Here is a 21587-nt window from a genome sequence, read left to right on the forward strand (position 1 = left end):
CCGGGAGTCTGCTGACACCTCGGCCACCCGCCGCGACTTCAGCCGAAGAGGAGGGCGAAGACGGTGGCCCCGCCGCCGACGAGGATCAGGGCGACGATCGTCACCCACGCGATGATCTTGACGCGCCGCTGCCGGGTGTCGCTGAAACCGCTGTACTCGTCGTCTTCCGCCGCCATGCGACCCATCCTACTTGTGGGTCTGGGGCGCTCTTTGTCCGTTGGGGCGGAGATTCTGCGCCCCAACGGAGAGAATGCGCCCCACACCTGGGTGGCTCAGGACGTCAGGCGGTGTGCTCGGTGATGATCGGGCCGAAGGCGTCGGGCAGCGTCGCGGTCGAGAGGCCCCGCAGCTCCGTGAGCGGGACGGTGAACAGACCCTGCACCTCGAGCGCGGGCTCGTCGCCGTCCGCGGCCGCGTCGGTCACGCCGATGCGCAGCACGGGGTAGCCCCGGCCCTCGCACAGACCGCGGAACTTCACGTCGTCCTCGCGGGGGACCGAGACGATCACGCGACCCGTGGACTCCGAGAACAGGGCGGTGGCAGCATCCACTCCGTCGCGCTCCATGATCTCGTTCAGCCACACGCGCGCGCCGACGCCGAAGCGCATGGTCGCCTCGGCGAGGGCCTGTGCCAGGCCGCCCGACGAGAGGTCGTGCGCCGACGAGATGAGCGACTGCTGCGAGCCGGCGTGGATGAGCTCGGCGAGCTTCTTCTCCTGGGCGAGGTCCACCGCCGGTGGGCGTCCGCCGAGGTGGTCGTGGATCGTGCCGGCCCACTGCGAGCCCGACAGCTCGGTCGAGGTCACGCCGAGCAGGTAGATGTTCTCGCCCGCGTCCTGCCAGCCCGACGGGATGCGGCGCGCGACGTCGTCGATGATTCCCAGCACGCCGACGACGGGCGTCGGGAAGATCGGCTGATCGCCGGTCTGGTTGTAGAACGAGACGTTGCCGCCGGTGACGGGCACGCCGAGTTCGAGGCATCCGTCCGACAGACCATCGACGGCCTGTGAGAACTGCCACATGACCTCGGGGTTCTCGGGCGAGCCGAAGTTGAGGCAGTCGGTGACGGCGGTCGGCTCGGCACCGCTCACGGCGACATTGCGGTACGCCTCGGCCAGCGCCAGCTTCGCGCCCTGGTACGGGTCGAGCTGGCAATAGCGGCCGTTGCAGTCGGTGGCGATCGCGAAGCCGAGACCGGAGTGCTCGTCGACGCGGATCATGCCGGCGTCGTCGGGGAACGACAGCGCGGTGTTGCCCATGACGTAGTAGTCGTACTGGTTGGTGATCCACGACGTGTCGGCGAGGTTCGGGCTCGCGACGAGCTTCGTGAACTGCTCGCGCAGCGTCTCGGCGTCGGTCGGACGCGGGAGGGCGGATGCCGAGTCCTCGCGCAGCGCGTCGATCCACGTGGGGTAGGCCACGGGGCGCTCGTAGACCGGGCCGTCGACCGCGACGGTCGAGGGGTCGACGTCGACGATCTGCTCGCCGTGCCAGAAGATCTGGAGGCGGCCGTCGCCGGTCACCTCGCCGAGCACCGACGTCTCGACGTCCCACTTGCCGACGACCTCGAGGAACGCGTCGAGCTTCTCGGGCGCGACGATCGCCATCATGCGCTCCTGGCTCTCGCTCATGAGGATCTCCTCCGGCGTGAGCGTGGGGTCGCGCAGCAGCACCTTCTCGAGGTCGACGCGCATGCCCGAGCCGCCGTTCGCGGCGAGCTCGCTCGTGGCGCACGAGATGCCCGCGGCGCCGAGGTCCTGGATGGCCTCGACGAGCTCGTCGCGGTACAGCTCCAGGCAGCACTCGATGAGCACCTTCTCGGCGAACGGGTCGCCCACCTGCACCGCGGGGCGCTTGGTGGGGCCGCCGTCGGCGAAGGTGTCGGAGGCGAGGATCGACGCACCGCCGATGCCGTCGCCGCCGGTGCGGGCGCCGAAGAGCACGACCTTGTTGCCCGCGCCGGTCGCGTTGGCGAGCTTGAGGTCCTCGTGGCGGAGCACGCCCACCGCGAGGGCGTTGACGAGCGGGTTGCCCTGGTACACGGCGTCGAACACGGTCTCGCCGCCGATGTTCGGCAGGCCGAGGCAGTTGCCGTAGAAGCTGATGCCCGAGACGACGCCGTGCACCACGCGCGCGGTGTCGGGGTTGTCGATGGCGCCGAAGCGCAGCTGGTCCATGACGGCCACGGGGCGCGCGCCCATCGAGATGATGTCGCGGACGATACCGCCGACGCCGGTCGCCGCGCCCTGGAACGGCTCGATGTAGCTGGGGTGGTTGTGCGACTCGACCTTGAAGGTGACCGCCCAGCCCTCGCCGATGTCGACGACGCCGGCGTTCTGGCCCATGCCGACCATGAGCCGTTCCTTCATCTCGTCGGAGACCTTCTCGCCGAACTTGCGGAGGTAGATCTTCGAGGACTTGTAGGAGCAGTGCTCGGACCACATGACCGAGTACATCGCCAGCTCGCCCGAGGTGGGGCGGCGGCCGAGGATCTCACGGATCCTGTCGTACTCGTCGGGCTTGAGACCGAGCGCCGCGTACGGCTGCTCCTTCTCGGGCGTGGCGGTTGCGTTCTCGACGGTGTCGGCGACAGAGGTCGAAGAGGGGGTGGTCACGCGGCTCAGCTCCAGAAATTCGGGGATGCCGGACCTGAACAGTCTAGTTCGGCACGCGACGGGTTGACGGATGCTGCAGCCAGGGCTAACCTACAACCAAATGGTTGTAGGAATTGAGCTCAGCGATGACGAGATCGACCGCGTGTTCCACGCACTGGCAGCGGCGACCCGGCGCGACATCCTGCGTCGGACGCTCTCGGGCGAACACTCCGTATCGGCTCTCGCTCGCGAGTACGACATGTCGTTCGCGGCGGTGCAGAAGCACGTCACCGTGCTCGAGGCCGCCGGCCTCATCGTCAAGCGCGCCGATGGCCGCGAGCGCCTCGTCCGTGCGGACCCCGAGATGATCGCCCGCGCTCGCGCCCTGCTCGCCCGCTACGAGGACCTGTGGCGCGCACGCATCGACCGGCTCGATGCGCTGCTCGCCGAACCCGCCGGTGCGTCCGGCCCCACCGAAGAACCGAAGAACGATCACCGCAGGAACGAAGGAGAATGACGATGCCCGTCACCGACGTCACCACCGACCCCGAAGCGCTCACCCTGACGCTCACGGCCGACTTCGCCGCTCCGGTCGAGCGGCTGTGGGAGGCCTTCACCGATCCCCGGCAGCTCGAGCGGTTCTGGGGCCCTCCGGGCTACCCCGCCACCTTCACCGAGTTCGACCTGACGGCCGGGGGCCGCGCCCGGTATCACATGACGAGCCCGAAGGGCGAGGAGTTCCACGGGGTGTGGGAGTTCCTCGAGATCGACGGCCCGCGCACGTTCACCGCTCTCGACTCGTTCGCCGATGCCGACGGCACGCCGCTGGCCGAGATGCCGACCTCGCGCATGGTGTTCGCCTTCGACCAGACCGCGACGGGCTCGCGCCTGGTCAACACCACGTACTTCGACTCCGCCGAGGCGCTCGAGAAGGTCGTCGCGATGGGCGCCGTCGAGGGCGCGACGATGGCGATCAACCAGCTCGACCGCGTGCTCGACGGGCTCCGTGCCTACGCGGCGGGCAAAGGCACGCAGACCGAGATCCTCGACGACACCCACGTGCGCATCACGCGGCTCATCGAGGGCCCGATCGACCTCGTATGGCGCGCGCACCAGGAGGCCGAACTCGTGCAGCAGTGGCTGCTCGGCCCCGACGGCTGGCGCATGTCGGTGTGCGAGATCGACGGATCCGTGGGCGGGAGGTACCGCTATCAGTGGGAGCCGCTCGAAGGGACCGAAGGCGAGACCTTCGGCTTCGACGGCGAGACGCTGCTCACCGAGGCGCCGCACCGCGCGGTCACCACCGAGCACATGACCGGAACCGAGTTCCCCTCGACGCTCAACGACCTCAACCTCTACGAGGAGGACGGCGCCACCCTCATCACGCTGCTCATCGAATACCCCGACAAGGAGACGCGCGACATCGTCCTCGCCACAGGGATGACCGACGGCATGGAGGCCAGCTACGGCCGCCTCGAGGGCGTGCTCGCCGGAGTGTGAGCGCGGAGGATCACGAGATGAACGAGAACACCGCCGAGCGCACGATCACCACGCACGTCGTGGGGGCGGGCGACGACGCGATCACGTACGACGTCCATGGGGACCTGACAGCGGCCACGGCCGACCGGCCGGCGCTGTTCCTCTTCGCCGCGCCGATGGACGCCGGCGGATTGGCGCTGCTCGCCGAGCAGTTCGCGGATCGCCCCGTGGTGACCTACGACCCGCGCGGCGCCGGGCGCAACCCGGTGGGCACGGCCGACATCACGGTCGAGCAGCACGCGGCGGATCTGCACCGCGTGATCGCGGCGCTGGACTGCGGCCCCGTCGATGCGTTCGGCACCAGCGGCGGGGCGGTGAACCTTCTCGCGCTGGTCACGGCGCACCCCGAGGACGTGCGCATCGCCGTCGTGCACGAGCCGCCGCTCGCGGACGTGCTTCCTGACCGGGAGGCGGTGCTCGCGGTGGTCGCCCACATGAAGCGCACCTACGCCGAGCGGGGAGACGGCGCCGCCATGGCGACCTTCATCCCGTTCGTCATGCTCGACGGCCCGGTGCCCGACGGCTATCTCGACCAGCCCGCGCCGGACCCTGCGATGTTCGGCATGTCGGCGGAGGACGACGGCACACGCACGAACCCGCTGCTGCGGAACATGCCGGCCACCATCGTCTACCGTGTCGACGCGGACCGGCTGAGGGCGCTGGGCGACCGGCTCGTGATCGCGGCGGGTGTGGAGTCCGCCGACACGCTGCCGGCGCGCGGCGCGCGCGGAGTCGCCGCGGTGCTCGATCTGCCGGTCGCCGACTTCCCGAGCCACCACGCCGGCTTCACCGACCAGCCGGGGTTTCCCGGCGACCCGGCGGGCTTCGCCGCTCGCCTCCGGGAGGTGCTCGGCTGACGACCGCTGCGCGCCGAGGGGTGGCCGCGGGCCGTTCACCGCCGCCGCATACGATGGCGGCGTGGACCTCTCCTTCGCTTTCACGCCCGATCTGATCGCCGTGTTCCTGACGCTGTTCGTCCTCGAGGTCGTCCTCGGCGTCGACAACGTCATCTTCATCTCGATCCTCGCGTCCAAGCTCCCCAAGGAGCAGCAGGCCAAGGCCCGCAATCTCGGCCTGACGCTGGCGATGCTGATGCGCGTCGTGCTCGTGCTGTTCGCCGGTTGGATCATCACGCTCAAGGAGGAGGTGTTCTTCATCGGCGAGATGGGCTTCTCGTGGAAGGACATCATCCTCATCGCCGGTGGACTGTTCCTCGTCTACAAGGCGGTGACCGAGATCCACCACAAGCTCGAGGGCTCCGAGGAGGAGCACGGCGGCGGCGGCCGCAAGGCCGTGACCTTCGGCTCGGTGATCGCACAGATCCTGGTGCTCGACCTGGTGTTCTCACTCGACTCGGTGATCACCGCGGTCGGCATGACGACCAACCTCCTCGTGATCATCACCGTCGTGGTGCTGTCGTTCGGCATCATGCTCTTCGCGTCGCGCTTCATCTTCGCGTTCGTCAACAAGCACCCCACGGTGAAGATGCTGGCGCTGTCGTTCCTCCTGCTGATCGGTGTGTTCCTCATCGCCGAGGGCTTCGGGTTCCACATCGACAAGGCGTTCATCTACGGCCCGATGGCGTTCGCGATCTTCGTGGAGGCGCTCAACCTCTGGGCCGCCGCCGCGAAGGCGAAGCGCGAGCAGCGCCGCCGCACTCCCGTGCAGCTGCGCCCCCAGTACCCCGACGTCGACGAGTCGGTCGCCGTCGCCGCCGCGCTGTCGAAGGACCCGGGGTCGGGGTCTGTGGGCCTGTCGTCGAAGCCCGTGACGGGCGACGCGGTGCCTGGCGCGGCCGAGGAGCGCCAGGGCCTCGGCTGACCGCGGCGCGGTCAGGCGGCGTCGGCGAGGAGGCGATAGCCCATGCCGGACTCCGTCAGCAGGTGCGCGGGGTTGCCCGGATCGGACTCGAGCTTCTTGCGCAGCTGCGACATGTACAGCCGCAGGTAGCCGGTGTCGGCCACCTGCTCGGTGCCCCAGATGTCCTTGAGCAGCGCCTGCCGTGTCACGAGCGACCCGGGATTGCGGGCCAGGAACTCGAGGATCTTCCACTCCGTGGGCGTGAGGTGCACGCGCTCGCCGGAGCGCGTCACCGTCTTGGTGGACAGATCCACCACGACGTCCCCGAAGGTGACGACGGGGACACCGGATGCTGCGGTCATGCGTCGCGACAGCGCCCGCAGCCGCGCGAGCAGCTCGTCGATCTGGAACGGCTTGGTGACGTAGTCGTCGGCGCCCGCGTCCAGCGACTCGACCTTGTCGGCGGAGCCGGTGCGCCCCGAGACCACGATGATCGGGGCCGTGCTCCAGCCCCGCAGCGCCTCGATCACCTGCACGCCGTCGAGGCGCGGCATCCCGAGGTCCACCATCACGATGTCCGGATGCTCCTTGGCGGCGAGGGCGATCGCCGCGGCCCCATCGGGGGCGGCGAGGACCTCGTAGCCGTGGGCGGCGAGCGTGATCCGCAGCGCGCGGACGAGCTGCGGATCGTCGTCGGCGATCAGGACCTTCACGGCAGCGACCTCTCGTCGGCGGGGATCGCGTCCGCGACCGGCAGCGCGATGACCATCGTCAGGCCTCCTCCAGGGGTGTCCTCGGGGGCGAGCGTACCGCCCATGCCCTCGGTGAACCCCTTCGACAGGGCGAGTCCGAGCCCGAGTCCGGCGGTGTTGTCGGTGTCGCCGAGCCGCTGGAACGGCACGAACATGTCGTCGCGGCGCTCCGGCGACACCCCTGTGCCGTGGTCCACCACCCGGATCTCGGCGGTGCGCCCGAGCCGGCTCGTCGCGACGCGCACGTGCGATCCGGCCGGGCTGTGGCGCGCGGCGTTCGCGAGCACGTTGACCAGCACCCGCTGCAGCAGCACCGGGTCGGCTTCGACGTGCGGCAGGTCGGGGTCGAGCGCGAGCTCGAACCGGTCGGGGCCGGCGCCGAGCTCGTCGAGCGCGGCCAGCACGACACCGGCGGTGTCGATGGACTGCAGCGACACCGCGAGCACGCCCGCCTGCACGCGGCTGACGTCGAGCAGGTCGGTGACGAGCGCCGACAGGGTCGCCAGCGACTCGTCGGCCGTCGCGAGGAGCTCCGCCCGGTCCTCGCGCGACAGGTGAGGGCCCGCGGCGCGGAGCCCGCCGACGGCCGCGACCGCGGCGGCGAGCGGGCGGCGCAGGTCGTGGCTCACGGCCGACAGCAGCGCGCTGCGCACCTGGTCCGTCTCGGCGAGAGCTCCGGCCTGCCGTGCCGTCGCGGTGAGGTCGGTGTGCTCGAGGGCCGCCGAGAGCTGGGCGGCGACGGCGTCGATGAGCCGGCGCTCGGACGCGTCGAGCACGTGGCCGTGCAGCTCGAGCATCGCGGGCGGACCCCCGTTTCGGCGCGCGACCGTCACGGCCTCGTACCGGCCGTCGCGCACGGGCTCGCCGTCGGTCGCGACGACGGAGCCGTCGGCATCGACCAGCCGCACGCCGGCCAGCCCGAGCGATTCTCGCGTGCGGCTGATCAGTGCGGGCACCGCGGACTCCCCGCGCAGAACGCTGCCCGCGACGTTCGCGAGGAGCTCGGCCTCGGCCTCGGCGCGCCGGGCGGATCGCGCGGCGCGCGCGGCGCGATCGACGATGAAGCTGACCAGCACGGCGATCACGACGTAGAGGATGAGCGCCCATACGTTCCGCGGATCGGCGACCGACACCGTGTAGTAGGGCGCCACGAAGAAGTAGTTCAGGGTGAAGCCCGACATCACCGCGGCGAAGACCGCGGGCCAGATGCCGCCGACGAGCGAGACCAGGACCACGAGCAGCTGGTACGCGAGCACGTCGCTCGTGATCGTGTCCTCACTGCGCAGCGACACCAGCAGCCACGTGAGCAGCGGCCCGCCGATCAGCGCCAGCGCGAAACCGAGCAGGCGGCGGCGGACGCTCAGGGCACCGCCGGTCACGCGCGGCAGGGGGAACCGGTCGCCCGCCGCATCGTGCGTCACGATGTGCACGTCGATGTCGCCCGACTCGCGGATCACCGTCGCTCCGATGCCGGGGCCGGTGACGAGCGTCGCGAGGCGACCACGCCGGCTCACGCCGATCACGAGCTGCGTCGCATTCACCGAGCGGGCGAACTCGACCAGGGCGCGCGGGATGTCGTCGCCGACGACCTGGTGGTAGGTGCCGCCGAGCGACTCGACGAGCGCCCGCTGCGCGGCGAGGGCGCCGGGGTCGCCCGAGCGCAGGCCGTCCTGACTCGACACGTGCACCGCGAGCAGCTCGCCCCCTGCGGAGCGGGCCGCGATCCGCGCGCCGCGGCGCAGCAGCGTCTCGCCCTCGGAGCCGCCGGTGAGGGCGATGACCACGCGTTCGCGCGCCTGCCACGCACCCTCGATGCCGTGCTCTGCGCGGTAGGACTTGAGGGCGCTGTCGACCTCGTCGGCCAGCCACAGCAGCGCGAGTTCGCGCAGTGCCGTGAGGTTGCCGAGCCGGAAGTAGTTCGACAGCGCCGCGTCGATCCGCTCGGCAGGGTAGACGAGTCCCGCCGAAAGACGATCCCGCAGCGACTGGGGCGACAGATCGACGACCTCGACCTGGTCGGCGGCTCGCACCACGGCATCGGGAACCGTCTCGCGCTGAGCGACGCCGGTGATCTGCTCGACGACCCCGCCGAGCGACTCGATGTGCTGCACGTTGACGGTCGTGATCACGTCGATGCCCGCGTCGAGGAGGTCGGCGACGTCCTGCCACCGCTTGGGATGCCGAAGGCCCGGCGCATTGGTGTGCGCGAGTTCATCGACGAGGGCGATCTCGGGGCTGCGCTCGAGGACTCCCTCGAGGTCCATGTCGCTGAGTTCGACGCCGCGGTGCGACACGAGCGTGCGGGGCACGAGGGGCAGTCCGTCCATGAGCGCGGCGGTGGCGGCGCGCCCGTGCGTCTCGACGACCGCGATCACGACATCGCGCCCGTCCTCGGCGAGGCGGCGGCCCTCCTCGAGCATCTCGTACGTCTTGCCGACGCCGGGCGCCGCGCCGAGCAGCACCCGCAGCTTGCCGCGCTTCACGTGCTCACCCTATTTCTTCCTGGCTGCCCTTGGTTTGGGGCGGATCCTGTCCGTTGGGGCGCGACTTCTCCGCCCCGACGGACACATCGCGCCCCAGACGCGGGAGGGGGGAACGGATGCTGCAGCCCCGGGCACGGTCACGAACCCAGCGCGTCGAGGGCGAGGTTGAGCTCGACGACGTTCACCCGCGGCTCGCCGAGGTACCCGAGGTCGCGCTGCTGGATGTGCGCCTCGACCACGCTGCGCACCTCGGACTCCGAGAGCCCGCGGGCCGCCGCGACCCGGGGGACCTGGAGCAGCGCGTACGCGGGGCTGATGTCGGGGTCCAGGCCCGAGCCCGACGCGGTCACCGCGTCGGCGGGCACCTGCGACGGATGCACGCCCTCGAGCTCGGCGATCGCGGCCTTGCGCTGTTGGATGACCGAGACCAGCTCGGGGTTCTCCGGGCCGAGGTTGGAACCGCTCGATGCACCGCCGTCGTACCCGTCGCCGGCAGCGGAGGGACGCGACTGGAAGTACTGCGCGAGTGCGGCGCCCGAGGCATCCGCGAAGGACTGTCCGATGAGGGAGGACCCCACGGTGTCGCCCGTGGCGTTCTTCACGAGCGAGCCGTTCGCCTGCCATGGCAGGGCGAGCTGGCCGATGCCGGTCACGAGCAGGGTGTAGCCGACGCCCAGGACGAGGGTGAACACGAGCATCGCGCGGACGGCGACGCCGGTCGTGCGGAGGGTGGTGCGAGTGCTGGACATGGTTCTCCTTGCCGGACTCAGAAGCCCGGGATGAGGCTCACGACGAGGTCGATGAGCTTGATGCCGACGAAGGGGGCGATCACGCCGCCCAGCCCGTAGACGAGCAGGTTGCGGCTGAGGATCTGTGACGCGCTCGCGGGGCGGTACTTCACTCCGCGCAGCGCCAGGGGGATGAGGATCACGATGATGATCGCGTTGAAGATGATCGCGCTCGTCACCGCCGACGCGGGCGACGACAGGTGCATGACGTTGAGCGCCGCGAGGCCGGGAAAGACCCCCATGAACATCGCGGGGATGATCGCGAAGTACTTCGCGATGTCGTTGGCCAGCGAGAAGGTGGTCAGCGCGCCGCGCGTGATGAGCAGCTGCTTGCCGATGCGGACGATGTCGATGAGCTTCGTCGGGTCGGAATCGAGGTCGACCATGTTGCCGGCCTCCTTAGCGGCCGACGTTCCGGTGTTCATCGCGACGCCGACGTCGGCCTGCGCGAGCGCGGGTGCGTCGTTGGTGCCGTCGCCGGTCATCGCGACGAGGTTGCCGCCCTGCTGCTCCTTGCGGATCAGCGCGAGCTTGTCCTCGGGGGTCGCTTCGGCGAGGTAGTCGTCGACGCCCGCCTCCTTCGCGATGGCGGCCGCCGTCAGCGGGTTGTCGCCCGTGATCATGACCGTGCGGATGCCCATCGACCGCAGCTCGTCGAACCGCTCGCGCAGGCCGTCCTTGACGATGTCCTTGAGGTGGATGACCCCGAGCACCCGGCCCTCGCCGGCCGCGTCGCGAGTGGCGACGACGAGCGGCGTGCCGCCCGACTGCGCGATGGCATCCGTCTCGCTCGTCAGCTGGGCGCGCGCAGCGGTCGGGACGTCGGATGCGGATGCTGCGAGCCACGCGATCACGGCAGACCCGGCGCCCTTGCGCACCTGCGTGCCGTCCGCGAGGTCGAGGCCGCTCATGCGGGTCTGGGCGGTGAAGGGGACGACGGTGGAGCCGGCAGGCTCGCTGACGCGGATGCCGCGCACCGCGGCGAGCTCGACCACTGAGACGCCCTCGGGGGTGGGATCCGCAAGCGACGAGAGCGCGGCCGCCTGTGCCAGCTCGTCCTCGCGGACGCCCGGCATCGCGACGAAGTCCGAGGCGCGGCGGTTGCCGTACGTGATCGTGCCCGTCTTGTCGAGGAGCAGCGTCGTGACGTCGCCCGCGGCCTCGACGGCGCGGCCCGACATAGCGAGCACATTGCGCTGCACGAGGCGGTCCATGCCGGCGATCCCGATCGCCGAGAGCAGAGCCCCGATGGTGGTCGGGATGAGGCAGACCAGCAGAGCGATCAGCACCGGGATGCTCACGGGCGACGCGGCGTACGACGCGATCGGGTTGAGCGTCAGCACGACGATCACGAAGACGATCGACAGGCTCGCGAGCAGGATGTTCAGCGCGATCTCGTTGGGCGTCTTCTGGCGCGCGGCGCCCTCGACGAGCGCGATCATGCGATCGACGAACGTCTCGCCGGGCTTCGACGTGATGCGCACGACGATGCGGTCCGACAGCACGCGGGTGCCGCCGGTGACGGCTGAGCGGTCTCCGCCCGACTCGCGCACGACCGGCGCGGACTCGCCCGTGATCGCCGACTCGTCGACGGTCGCGATGCCCGCGACGATGTCGCCGTCGCCGGGGATCAGCTCGCCGGCCGACACGATGACGACGTCACCGAGCGCCAGGTCGGACGAGGGGACCTCGATCGCGTCGGAGCGCTCGGCCGCGGGATCCGTGTTCCCGTCGTACGCGGTGACGCGACGCGCCGTGGTCGACGTCCGCGTCTTGCGCAGCGACGCGGCCTGAGCCTTGCCGCGGCCTTCCGCCACCGACTCCGCGAGGTTCGCGAAGAGCACGGTGAGCCACAGCCACACGGCGATGCTCCATGTGAAGCCGAAGGGCACCGGCGTGCCGCCGGACTGCTCGGGGCCGCCGAGGAATGGCTCGGCGATCGCGATCGCCGTGGTGAGGGCGGCGCCCACCCACACCAGGAACATGACGGGGTTGCGCCACAGCGCGGCCGGGTTCAGCTTGCGCACGGCCCCGGGCACGGCCGCCCACAGCTGGGCGGCGCTGAACGCGCGGGAAGAGGGCTTGGGCGACTTGGGAGCGACCGTGCCCGCGACGGGGCGTGAGGTCGGCTCGACCTCCCCGGTCGAGCGAGCGGAGCGAGACGAAACGTCGGTGGACATGTCAGACGAGCCCTTCCGCCAGGGGACCCAGCGTGAGAACGGGGAAGTACGTGAGTGCGGTGATGACGACCGCGACGACGGCGAGGAGGCCGACGAACTGCGGGCGGTGCGTGGGCAGGGTGCCGGCCGTCGAGGGCACCGGCGCCTGGGCGGCGAGCGAGCCGGCCAGGGCGAGCACCAGCACGATGGGCAGGAACCGGCCGAGCAGCATCGCGACGCCCAGCGCCGTGTTGAGCCACGGCGTGTTCGCGGTGAGCCCCGCGAACGCCGAGCCGTTGTTGTTCGCCGCCGAGGTGAACGCGTAGAGCACCTCGCCGAGACCGTGGACGCCGGGGTTCCAGATCGAGGTCGACTCCATGTCGGCGCGGATCGCCGGGATGCCGAAGCTCAGCGCCGTGCCCGCGAGCACGAGCGCGGGGGTCACGAGGATGTACAGGCTCGCGAGCTTGATCTGGGTGGGCCCGATCTTCTTGCCGAGGTACTCGGGCGTGCGGCCGACGAGCAGCCCGCCGACGAACACCGCGATGACGGCGAGCACGAGCATGCCGTAGAGGCCCGACCCGACGCCGCCCGGGGCGACCTCGCCGAGCATCATGTTGCTCATCGGGATCATGCCGCCGAGTGCGGTGTACGAGTCGTGCATCGAGTTCACGGCGCCGGTCGAGGTGAGGGTGGTCGCACCGGTGAAGAGCGTCGAGCCCCAGATGCCGTACCGCACCTCCTTGCCCTCCATCGCGGCGCCGGCGAGATGCGGCGCGGTGCCGAGGGCCAGCGACTCCAGCCACGTCACCGCCGCGATCGACACGATGGCGATCGTGCTCATGACGGCGAGGATCGCGTAGCCCTGGCGGTCGTCGTGCACCATGCGGCCGAACGCCCGCGGGAGCGCCACCGGGATGGCGAGGATCAGCAGGATCTCGAGCACGTTCGACCACGGCGTCGGGTTCTCGAACGGGTGCGCGGAGTTGGCGTTGAAGAAGCCGCCGCCGTTCGTGCCGAGGAGCTTGATGGCCTCCTGCGAGGCGACCGGCCCGCCCGGGATCGACTGTGTGCCGCCCGCGACCGTGCCGACGTCGACGAACCCGTTGACGTTCTGCACCACGCCCGCGATCACGAGCGCGATCGCCGACACGACGGCGAGCGGCAGCAGCAGGCGCGTGACACCGCGCGTGAGGTCGACCCAGAAGTTGCCGATCGTCGCGGACCCGCGCCGCGCGAAACCGCGCACGAGCGCGACGGCGACGGCGATTCCCACGGCCGCAGACACGAAGTTCTGCACCGCCAGCCCGGCCAGCTGCACGGTGTAGCCCATGGTCAGCTCGGGGGAGTACGACTGCCAGTTCGTGTTGGTCACGAACGACACCGCGGTGTTGAACGCGAGGCCCTCCGGTACGGCGGGCAGGCCCAGCGAATAGGGCAGCACGGCCTGGAAGCGCTGCAGCGCGTAGACGAGGAGCACGCCGACGGCGGAGAAGGCGAGCACGCCGCGCAGGTACGCCTGCCAGGTCTGCTCCGACCGAGGGTCGACCCCGACGAGGCGGTACATGCCGCGCTCGACGCGCCAGTCCTTGCTGGCGGTGTAGACGCGGGCGATCCAGTCGCCGAGCGGTCGGTAGAGGAGCGCGAGGATCAGGACGACCGTCGCGATCTGGAGGACGCCGGTCCACACGGTGGCCGCGTCCATCAGAACTTCTCCGGCTTCACGAGGGCGACGACGAGGTAGACGATTGCGGCGATGCCGAGGGCCGCGCCGACGAGCGAGAAGACGATCATCCCCACGCCTCCCCGCTCGTCGCTTCGCGCCGGGCGGAGCCTCGGGCGCGTGGGCCCAGCTTCTCCACCGCCTTGGCGACGAGTCCGACGAGCGCGAACAGCGCCAGCGTCAGTGCGAGGTAGATGACATCGAGCACAGGGTCTCCCGGTGGGTGCAGTTGCAGCGGTGCTCCGCGGTGCGGCGGGCCGGATTCGATGCAACTCCCGGGCGGATGCCGTGGCGGTCGTCCTCACGGAATCCGAACGTCGTTCGAGGCGACACTCACGGGTCCCTGACGCGGCGTTGACATGACACCACGGTGATGTCACTCTGACGTCATGCAGATCAGCACGCACGTCGACGAGCTCCAGCGTCAGCTTGCCGCGGCAGCCGGCCCCGACGCCTCGGAGGTCGCGGCGCGCCTCGCGGCAGCGCTCGAGCCCGCGGTGCGGCTCGCGATCCTCGAGGCGCTGTCCGAGGCGGCGGGCGAGATCACGCGCGAGCTCGCGCCGGGGTCCGTCGACCTGCGCCTGCGCGGGCGAGAAGTCGACTTCGTCGTCGCACGGGCTCAGCCCGAGCCCACGACAGAGGCAGCCGCCGGCTCGAGCGGTCCCGTCCTGTTCGCGGCCGCGGCATCCGATGATCCCGATGACGCCACCGCGCGCACCACCCTGCGCCTGCCCGACTCGCTGAAGGCACGCGCAGAGGCGGCTGCGACCGCCGAGGGGCTCTCGCTCAACACGTGGCTGGTGCGGGCCGTCGCGGCGGCCGTCGAGCCTGCACCCCCGGCGGCTCGCGGTTCGAGCTCGGCCTACACCGGCTGGGTGCGCTGATGCCGACGTTCCCCGTGTCAGGCCCGGCGGCCGTGCGCATCGAGCTGCAGATGGGCCGCATCGACGTCGTCGCAGAACGCCGTCGCGACCTCGCCGTCGACGTCGCGCCGGCCAACCCGCACCGCGCGGGCGACCGCAGCGCAGCCGAGGCGGTGCGCGTGACGCAGGCGGGGTCCGACCTCCGCGTCGTCGGCCCGGTACGGTTCAACCTGTTCGGCTCGGGCGACTCCGTCGACGTGTCCGTGCGCATCCCGACCGGTTCGGACGTCTCGCTCGCGCTCAAGTACGGCTCGATCCGCGTCGCCGGGGCGGTCGGCACCGCGCGCATCGCGCTGGATTACGGCGACGCGACCCTCGAGCGCACCGGCCGCGCCGACCTGGGCCTCGGGCACGGGGAGCTCCGCGTCGAGCACGTGCGCGGCGACGCGGACGTGGACATCAAATCCGGCCGTGCCCGCATCGGCATCGTCGACGGGGCGCTGAGGCTCAAAGGATCGGACGCCGGCATCGATGTCGGCTCGGTCTCGGGCGTGGCCGACATCGCGACGTCGAGCGGCGTCGTGCACCTGGGCGACCCGGGCCCCGCGCTCACGGTGCGGTCGGCCTACGGCCCGGTCCGCATCGGCGACCTCAACGGCGGCACCGCGCGGATCGAGGCGTCGTACGGCGCCGTGGACCTCGGCATCCGCTCGGGCACGGCGGCGTGGCTCGACGCGTCGAGCCAGCACGGCGTGGTGCGCAACGAGCTCTCCGCGGCCGCGGGTCCGGTCGAGGGCGAGGCGTCGGTCGAGCTCTACGCCCGTGCCGGGTACGGGGACATCACCGTGCACCGCACCCATCCCGTCGCCGGCGGCGACTAGGGGCGCCGAGGTCAGGCGCGGGCGGTCGCGTCCTCGAAGGCGACCCACGCGAGCATCGCGCACTTCACGCGCGCGGTGAACTTCGAGACGCCCGAGAGGGCCGCGGCGTCGCCGAACACCTCTTCGTGCAGCGGGATCTCGCCGCGCGAGCGCAGCGCTTCGCGGAAGCCTTCGACGAGAGCGGATGCCTCGGCCCGCGGCATCCGCTCCTCCTCCTCGATCAGCGCGGCGAGCATGGACGCCGACGCCTGCGAGATGGAGCAGCCGGCGCCGTCCCACGTGACCTCGTCGACGGTCGTGCCGTCGTCCGACAGGCGCACGCGGAGGGTGATCTCGTCGCCGCAGATCGGGTTGCGCTGATACGACGTGGCGACCCGGCCTTCCTCGGCGCCGAGGCCCTTGCCGTGCGGGCGCTTGGAATGGTCGAGGATGAGCTCCTGATAGAGCGATTCGAGGCCGCTCATGCGCCGGCTCCGAAGAACGCCCTCACGCCCGACAGGGCGTCCAGGAACACGTCGACGTCGTCAGCCGTGTTGTAGAGCGCCGACGACGCCCGTACCGAGGCGGTGAGTCCGAAGCGGCGGTGCAGCGGCTGCGCGCAGTGGTGCCCGACGCGCACCGCCACCCCGCGGGCGTCGAGGAACTGACCCACGTCGTGCGCGTGCACGCCGTCGACGTCGAACGACCAGAGCCCCACGCGCTCGGCGCCCGCCGCGTCGCCGAGCAGCCGGATGCCGGGGATCGAGCGCAGGCCTTCACCCATGCGCGCTTCGAGGGCCTTCTCGTGCGCGTGCACCGCGGGCATGCCCACGGCGTCGAGATAGCGCACCGCGGCCGCGAGCCCGATCGCCTGCGACACCGGCTGGGTGCCGGCCTCGAAGCGCTGGGGCGGCGGCAGGTACGACGCCTCGTCGAGGGTGACGGTGGTGATCATCGACCCGCCGGTGAGGAACGGCGGCAGGGCCTCGAGCACCTCGGCGCGGCCGCAGAGGCCGCCGACGCCGTACGGCCCCAGCATCTTGTGGCCCGAGAAGACCGCGAAGTCGACGTCGAGAGCGGGGAAGTCGAGCGGCAGGTGCGGCGCGGACTGGCAGGCGTCCAGTACGGTCACCGCACCGACGGCCTGTGCGAGGGCGACGAGCTCGGCGACCGGGTTCACGATGCCCAGCACGTTCGACACGTGCGTGAACGCGACGATCCGCGTGCGTTCGCCGATGACGGTGGCGGCGGCATCCGTGTCCAGGGTCCCGTCATCACGGACGGGGATGTGGCGGAGCACCGCGCCGGTGCGGGCGGCCAGCTCCTGCCAGGGGATGAGGTTCGCGTGGTGCTCGGTCTCGGTGATGACGATCTCGTCACCGGGCTTCAGCGCGAAATGCGCGCTGGCGGGGGCTCCGCGTCCGACGCTCGCGTTGCCGATCGCGTACGCGACGAGGTTGAGGCCGGCGGTCGCGCCGCTCGTCCACACCAGCTGCTCGGGGCGTGCGCCGACGAAGGCCGCGACCGTCGTGCGGGCGTCCTCGAAGAGCTCGGTGGCCTCCGCCGCGAGGGTGTGCGCACCGCGGTGGACAGCGGAGTTCGACCGCGTGAGGAAGTCGACCTCGGCGTCGATGACCGCCTGCGGCTTCTGGCTGGTCGCGCCCGAGTCGAGGTAGACGAGGCGTTCGCCGTTCACGCGCTCGCCGAGGAGCGGGAAGTCCGCGCGGAGCGCGTCGGCGTCAAGTGGCGCCGTCGGAGACGAGACGGATGCGGGAGAACTCACCCTTCAAGGCTACGCGGGATGCCGCGACCCGGCGCGGGGGCGCCCGTTCGGGCGCCGATCGTCAGGGCTTGGTCGTGACCGGGGGCTCGGAGGCGTCCGCCTTCTCGGGCGGTCCGGCCGGGCGCACCGCCCGGCGCCCGACGCGGTGCACCTGCGGCGCCGTGGCGCGTCCGGCGCGGTCGTCGCCCGGCAGCGCACGCGAGCGGCGGCCGTAGATCAGCTCGGACGAGTCCAGGAGCCAGGGCACGAGCGTGATCGACACGCCGTGCACGAGCATGAGCTGCTGCGCGATCCGGCGGGCGCGGCGGTTGTGCAGGATCGACTCCCACCAATGGCCGACGATGTACTGCGGCAGGTAGACGGTGACCACCGAGGAGCCGTGCTCCTCGCGGTACTTCCTGACGAAGTCGGCGATGGGGCTCGCGTACATGCGGTACGGCGATTCGATGATCTTGAGTGGGATCGGCATGCGGTGCTGGCGCCACTCCTCCTCCAGCGCCGCGGCATCCTCCTTCGTGACCGAGACGTGCACCGCGAAGGTCTTGTCGTGCTTCGCGGCCAGCGCGTAATCGACCGCCTTCACGACGGGCTTCTGCAGCCGGTTGACGAGGATGAGAGCGACATCGCCCGTGGACCCGAAGTGCGTCTGGTCGTCCATCTCGATCTCGTGCTCGACGTCGCGGTAGTAGCGGTGCACGCCGACCATGAGGAACGACAGGATCGGGATAGCGAGGAACACGAGCCAGGCGCCGTGGGTGAACTTCGTGATGGTCACGATGACGAGCACGGACGCGGTCATCGTGGCGCCGAGCGAATTGATCACGAGACCCTTGCGCAGGCCGAAGAGCTCCGTGCGCGCCGAAGCAGCGCGGCGCTCATCGGCCGGGAGTTCGCGGATGCCGCGGATCCCCCGCATCCAATGCCGGATCATGCCGATCTGGCCGATCGTGAACGAGACGAACACGCCGATGATGTAGAGCTGGATCAGGTTCGTGAGGTTGGCCTGGTAGACGACCAGCACGCCGATCGCGACCAGACCCAGGATGATCATGCCGTTCGAGTACACGAGGCGGTCGCCGCGCGTGTTGAGCGCCTTGGGCGCATAGCCATCGCGCGCGAGCACCGACCCGAGCAGAGGGAAGCCGTTGAACGCGGTGTTCGCGGCGAGGAGCAGCACGACTGCGGTCGCCGCCTGGATGACGAAGAACGGGATGGAGTTCATTCCGAAGACGGCCGACGAGACCTGCGCCATGAGGCTCGGCTGCGGGTTGGAGCAGTCGAAGCCGATCAGGTCGCAGGGGTTCTCGGCGTAGTGCACGCCCGAGACGAGCGCGATCGCGGTGAGCCCGGCGAAGAGCAGGATCGCGATGCCGCCCATCATCGCGAGCGTGGTCTGGGCGTTGCGCACCTTGGGCTTGCGGAACGCCTGCACCCCGTTCGACACGGCCTCGACGCCTGTGAGGGCCGAGCAGCCGCTCGAGAACGCGCGCAGCACGAGCAGGATGACCGCGGCCTGCGTGAGGCTCTCGGTCTGCACCTCGTACTGGGCGCTCGACGCCACAGGTGGATTGCCGGTGACGATCTGGAAGAGCCCGACGAGGATCATGAGCCCGACCGAGCCGATGAAGACGTAGGTCGGGATCGCGAACGCCCGCGACGCTTCGCGCACGCCGCGCAGGTTCACGATGATGATCAGGATGACGAAGCCCACCGCCAGCTCGACGCGCCAGGGATTGAGGCCCGGGAGCGCGGAGATGATGTTGTCGACCCCTGATGCGACCGACACCGCGACCGTGAGGACGTAGTCGACGAGCAGCGCCGATGCCACGATGACGCCCGGCACCTCGCCGAGGTTCTTGCGTGCCACTTCGTAGTCGCCACCGCCGGACGGGTACGCCTTGATCAACTGCCGGTAGCTGATCACGACGACGATCAGCAGCACGATGACCGCGGCGGCGATCCAGGGGGCGAACGCGAGGAACGCGAGGCCGCCGGTGAGGAGGATGAGGAGGAGTTCCTGCGGGGCGTACGCGACGGACGAGAGCGCGTCGGACGCGAAGATGGGCAACGCCATCTTCTTCGGGAGCAGGTGCTCGTCGGAGTCTGTGGACGCGAGCGGGTCCCCGAGGATGAGGCGCTTGGCGATCGGCGTCTCATCGACCGACTGCTCGCGGCTTTCGTTCGTCACGGCCCGTAAGGCTACTCGTGAGGAGAACGTGAGGATGCATCCAGACGTCCATCCTCACGAAATCCATACGGGTGCCTCTCTGGGACACTCGTAGCGTGGACGAGCAGATCATCCTCGGTGTGCTCGCGGTCACCCTCGGGGTGGTCGTAGGGGTGCTGCTCTTCGTCCCGTTCGTCGCGCTCAGCTACCGCCGCCGGGGCGGATTCGGCGTCGGCCGGTTCGTGCTCTGGGGCGCCGCCCTGGTCTACGTGATGGCGATCTGGACCTACACGCTCCTGCCCCTGCCGGACCCCGACACGATCGCGTGCGCGGGCGTGAACGTCGACGTGACGGCGATCGCCGCCGACCTGCGCGGGGCCATCGTGCGTCGGGGCAGCGGCTTCGCGACGGATCCCGCCGTGCTGCAGCTGCTGCTCAACGTCCTGCTCTTCGTGCCGCTCGGGTTCTTCCTCCGCGTGCTGGGCGGGCGCGGCGCGATCACGGCCCTCGTCGTCGGCGTCGGGCTGTCGGTCTTCGTCGAGGTCACCCAGCTCACCGGCGTCTGGGGCCTCTACCCCTGCGCCTACCGCGTGTTCGACGTGGACGACCTGCTCACGAACACCCTGGGCGCGGTGCTCGGCTCGCTGCTCGCGCTCGCCGTGCCGCGCCGCTACCGCGGCTCACCCCGCCTGCCCGACGCGGACCGGCCGCAGCCGGTCACGCGCGGCCGACGCCTCCTCGGCATGCTGTGCGACGGGCTCGCCGCCTGGGTGCTCAGCCTGACGGTGATCGTCGCGGTGCAGCTCGTGCTCTACCTCCTCGGTGCGGACGCGGCCGTGCGCGAGGGATCCGCGGCGAGCCTCATCGGCTCCGGGGTGTCGATCGTCGTGTGGCTCGTCGCGACGCTCGCGACCGGCGGCACGATCGGCGACCACGCCGTGCAGGTGCGCTTCACCGGCGGGCCGCTCCCGGTCGGGCTCGCGCGCTTCCTGCGCTTCGCCGCCGGCATCGGCGGCTACCTCGTGCTGAACGCGCTGCCGGGCGCGTGGACGTTCGTGGCCTCGGTGTTCGCGGCGGTGTCGATCCTGCTGGTCTTCACGACCGACGGGCATCGCGGCCTCCCCGGTCTCGCGTCGGGTCAGCGCCTCACCGACGCGCGGGAGCTGGAGGAACCGGATGCTGCGCCCCCCGGTTCCGCGACGGCTCCCGGCCTCTGAAACCGGGGCCGCGGCCGCGCAGGCCCTGGGACCACGCGCAGCCCGGGAGTAGAATCCCGCTGATCACCGCCTGGGGTCGTCGGAGTCGACGAGCTGCGGGGATCGGGGGTGCGATATGGCTGCCAAGCTGCCCTCCTCCGGAGCCATGCCGGAGGGGCAGGAACCCGGGTGCAACACGTCGGGCCTGATCCTGGTGCACAGGATCTTCCGCTGGCTGTATCGCGAGCTGCCGGAGCTCGTGCGCGGCGTGCCACCGGGCGACATCGACCGCGCGGCGATCGTGGGCCGGTACGCCCACCTGGACTTCTACGCACTGCACATGCACCACGAGACCGAGGATGTCGCCCTGTGGGACAAGCTGGTCTCACGTGATCCGGGGTGCGCGCTGCACGTCGGCCAGATGCGCGCGCAGCACGCCGAGGTCGCCTCCCAGCTCGCCCGGATCGAGCCGCAGCTCGAGCCGTGGCTCCGGACGGCGGATGCCGCGCTGCGTGATGCGTTCGCCCGCGACATCGAGCACCTCCGCGACACCCTCACCGCGCATCTCGGGCAGGAGGAGCACGACATCATGCCGGTGGCCGGCGCCGTGCTCTCCCAGCAGGAGTGGGACTGGATGGAGGAGCACACGCGCGCGGAGCTCATGGCGCACCGCAAGGAGCTCGGCAAGGACATCCTGTCCCTCCAGCTCGGACTGCTGGTGGCCAGCGTGCCCGAGGGCGAGCGGGACGAGTGGATGCGCGCGAACGTCCCCGCGCCGATCCGGCTGCTGTACCTCCTGCTGATGAAGCGGCAGTACGACAGGGCGATGCGGGAGCTCTACCCGGACCGCCCGGTTCCCGCGATGGTGTGACGGCCATGTG

At 70.7% G+C, this 21587-nt stretch carries 20 protein-coding genes; 8 read left to right on the plus strand and 12 right to left on the minus strand.

Features of this window, described 5'->3' with window-relative positions:
- Positions 1-38: 38 nt before the first annotated feature.
- Together J2Y46_RS05850 and purL are read right to left on the minus strand one after the other, a co-directional pair.
- On the minus strand, positions 39-176 hold the full coding sequence (locus J2Y46_RS05850) for a hypothetical protein (RefSeq protein ID WP_169748726.1): 138 nt from the start codon (positions 174-176) through the stop codon (positions 39-41).
- Positions 177-280: 104 nt separating this feature from the next.
- Entirely contained in the window at positions 281-2614 is a 2334-nt protein-coding gene (gene purL / locus J2Y46_RS05855; RefSeq protein ID WP_310240938.1) for a phosphoribosylformylglycinamidine synthase subunit PurL, read from the minus strand.
- Positions 2615-2714: 100 nt separating this feature from the next.
- Between purL and J2Y46_RS05860 the strand changes: the two genes are divergently transcribed.
- From J2Y46_RS05860 to J2Y46_RS05875, 4 genes are all read left to right on the plus strand, one after another.
- On the plus strand, positions 2715-3110 hold the full coding sequence (locus tag J2Y46_RS05860; RefSeq protein ID WP_045302145.1) for a helix-turn-helix transcriptional regulator: 396 nt from the start codon (positions 2715-2717) through the stop codon (positions 3108-3110).
- Positions 3111-3112: 2 nt separating this feature from the next.
- On the plus strand, positions 3113-4093 hold the full coding sequence (locus J2Y46_RS05865) for an SRPBCC family protein (protein ID WP_310240941.1): 981 nt from the start codon (positions 3113-3115) through the stop codon (positions 4091-4093).
- 17 nt (positions 4094-4110) lie between these two features.
- Positions 4111-4989: an alpha/beta fold hydrolase gene (locus J2Y46_RS05870; RefSeq protein WP_045302150.1), complete on the plus strand. Its 879-nt coding sequence runs from the start codon at positions 4111-4113 to the stop codon at positions 4987-4989.
- A gap of 61 nt (positions 4990-5050) precedes the next feature.
- Positions 5051-5953, plus strand: coding sequence for a TerC family protein (locus tag J2Y46_RS05875; RefSeq protein ID WP_310240943.1), 903 nt, complete (start codon positions 5051-5053; stop codon positions 5951-5953).
- A gap of 11 nt (positions 5954-5964) precedes the next feature.
- Here J2Y46_RS05875 and J2Y46_RS05880 read toward each other — a convergent pair whose 3' ends face one another.
- The 7 genes from J2Y46_RS05880 to J2Y46_RS05910 form a co-directional block, all read right to left on the minus strand.
- Positions 5965-6645 carry a response regulator gene (locus tag J2Y46_RS05880; RefSeq protein ID WP_310240945.1) on the minus strand — a complete coding sequence of 227 codons (681 nt, stop codon included), beginning with the start codon at positions 6643-6645 and terminating at the stop codon, positions 5965-5967.
- Positions 6642-9167, minus strand: a complete 2526-nt coding sequence (locus tag J2Y46_RS05885) for a DUF4118 domain-containing protein (RefSeq protein ID WP_045302156.1) — start codon at positions 9165-9167, stop codon at positions 6642-6644. The genes J2Y46_RS05880 and J2Y46_RS05885 overlap by 4 nt, the downstream gene beginning before the upstream one ends.
- Before the next feature lie 137 nt (positions 9168-9304).
- Entirely contained in the window at positions 9305-9916 is a 612-nt protein-coding gene (gene kdpC / locus J2Y46_RS05890) for a potassium-transporting ATPase subunit KdpC (RefSeq protein ID WP_310240948.1), read from the minus strand.
- A 17-nt stretch (positions 9917-9933) separates the two neighbouring features.
- Positions 9934-12135, minus strand: coding sequence for a potassium-transporting ATPase subunit KdpB (kdpB, locus tag J2Y46_RS05895; protein WP_045302161.1), 2202 nt, complete (start codon positions 12133-12135; stop codon positions 9934-9936).
- A gap of 1 nt (position 12136) precedes the next feature.
- Positions 12137-13819 carry a potassium-transporting ATPase subunit KdpA gene (gene kdpA / locus J2Y46_RS05900; RefSeq protein ID WP_310240950.1) on the minus strand — a complete coding sequence of 561 codons (1683 nt, stop codon included), beginning with the start codon at positions 13817-13819 and terminating at the stop codon, positions 12137-12139.
- Positions 13819-13908, minus strand: coding sequence for a potassium-transporting ATPase subunit F (locus J2Y46_RS05905; RefSeq protein WP_310240952.1), 90 nt, complete (start codon positions 13906-13908; stop codon positions 13819-13821). Before J2Y46_RS05905 ends, kdpA begins: the two co-directional genes overlap by 1 nt.
- Positions 13905-14045 (minus strand): hypothetical protein, encoded by a 141-nt coding sequence (locus tag J2Y46_RS05910; protein ID WP_157005676.1) that lies wholly within the window; start codon positions 14043-14045, stop codon positions 13905-13907. The genes J2Y46_RS05905 and J2Y46_RS05910 overlap by 4 nt, the downstream gene beginning before the upstream one ends.
- A 181-nt stretch (positions 14046-14226) precedes the next feature.
- Here J2Y46_RS05910 and J2Y46_RS05915 point away from each other — a divergent pair, with 181 nt between their 5' ends.
- Both J2Y46_RS05915 and J2Y46_RS05920 read left to right on the plus strand, forming a co-directional pair.
- Positions 14227-14721, plus strand: coding sequence for a toxin-antitoxin system HicB family antitoxin (locus J2Y46_RS05915; protein ID WP_310240954.1), 495 nt, complete (start codon positions 14227-14229; stop codon positions 14719-14721).
- Positions 14721-15581: a DUF4097 family beta strand repeat-containing protein gene (locus J2Y46_RS05920; RefSeq protein ID WP_310240956.1), complete on the plus strand. Its 861-nt coding sequence runs from the start codon at positions 14721-14723 to the stop codon at positions 15579-15581. Before J2Y46_RS05915 ends, J2Y46_RS05920 begins: the two co-directional genes overlap by 1 nt.
- 11 nt (positions 15582-15592) lie before the next feature.
- Here the strand turns inward: J2Y46_RS05920 and sufU are convergent, their stop codons facing one another.
- The 3 genes from sufU to J2Y46_RS05935 form a co-directional block, all read right to left on the minus strand.
- Positions 15593-16045: a Fe-S cluster assembly sulfur transfer protein SufU gene (gene sufU / locus J2Y46_RS05925; protein ID WP_310240958.1), complete on the minus strand. Its 453-nt coding sequence runs from the start codon at positions 16043-16045 to the stop codon at positions 15593-15595.
- A complete protein-coding gene (locus J2Y46_RS05930) occupies positions 16042-17343 on the minus strand; it encodes a cysteine desulfurase (protein ID WP_310240960.1) in 1302 nt (433 codons plus the stop codon). Before J2Y46_RS05930 ends, sufU begins: the two co-directional genes overlap by 4 nt.
- Before the next feature lie 61 nt (positions 17344-17404).
- The gene (locus tag J2Y46_RS05935) at positions 17405-19474 is read right to left on the minus strand and encodes an APC family permease (protein ID WP_396653151.1); all 2070 of its coding nucleotides are present in this window, start codon (positions 19472-19474) and stop codon (positions 17405-17407) included.
- Between the two features lie 152 nt (positions 19475-19626).
- Here J2Y46_RS05935 and J2Y46_RS05940 point away from each other — a divergent pair, with 152 nt between their 5' ends.
- Together J2Y46_RS05940 and J2Y46_RS05945 are read left to right on the plus strand one after the other, a co-directional pair.
- Positions 19627-20727: a VanZ family protein gene (locus J2Y46_RS05940; protein WP_045302173.1), complete on the plus strand. Its 1101-nt coding sequence runs from the start codon at positions 19627-19629 to the stop codon at positions 20725-20727.
- A 115-nt stretch (positions 20728-20842) separates the two neighbouring features.
- A complete protein-coding gene (locus J2Y46_RS05945; RefSeq protein ID WP_310240962.1) occupies positions 20843-21577 on the plus strand; it encodes a hemerythrin domain-containing protein in 735 nt (244 codons plus the stop codon).
- Positions 21578-21587 lie beyond the last annotated feature (10 nt).

The sequence above is a fragment of the Microbacterium sp. BE35 genome (assembly GCF_031457705.1).
Taxonomy (GTDB): Bacteria; Actinomycetota; Actinomycetes; order Actinomycetales; family Microbacteriaceae; genus Microbacterium; species Microbacterium trichothecenolyticum.